Here is a 600-nt window from a genome sequence, read left to right as displayed (position 1 = left end):
AAAACTGAACAAAGCGACAAACGTCAACGTTAATTTTTTTAAACTTTTATGAGCAAGTCAAACATTTCTTCGGAGAGTTTGATCCTGGCTCAGGATGAACGCTGGCGGCGTGCCTAATACATGCAAGTCGAGCGAACTGATTAGAAGCTTGCTTCTATGACGTTAGCGGCGGACGGGTGAGTAACACGTGGGCAACCTGCCTGTAAGACTGGGATAACTCCGGGAAACCGGAGCTAATACCGGATAATATTTTTTCTTGCATAAGAGAAAATTGAAAGATGGTTTCGGCTATCACTTACAGATGGGCCCGCGGTGCATTAGCTAGTTGGTGAGGTAACGGCTCACCAAGGCGACGATGCATAGCCGACCTGAGAGGGTGATCGGCCACACTGGGACTGAGACACGGCCCAGACTCCTACGGGAGGCAGCAGTAGGGAATCTTCCGCAATGGACGAAAGTCTGACGGAGCAACGCCGCGTGAGTGATGAAGGCTTTCGGGTCGTAAAACTCTGTTGTTAGGGAAGAACAAGTACAAGAGTAACTGCTTGTACCTTGACGGTACCTAACCAGAAAGCCACGGCTAACTACGTGCCAGCAGCC

The 600-nt window shown here is 49.8% G+C and carries 1 rRNA gene; it reads left to right on the top strand.

Going from position 1 to position 600, the window contains the following annotated elements:
• Positions 1–66: 66 nt before the first annotated feature.
• A 16S ribosomal RNA gene (locus A2U94_RS20115) occupies positions 67–600 on the top strand; the annotation flags it as partial.

Origin of the sequence: Bacillus sp. VT 712, from assembly GCF_001614195.1 — a bacterium.
GTDB lineage: Bacteria > Bacillota > Bacilli > Bacillales > Bacillaceae_H > Priestia > Priestia flexa.
Note: the sequence above shows the minus strand (reverse complement) of the source record. Positions and strands in the feature narration are given on the sequence as shown.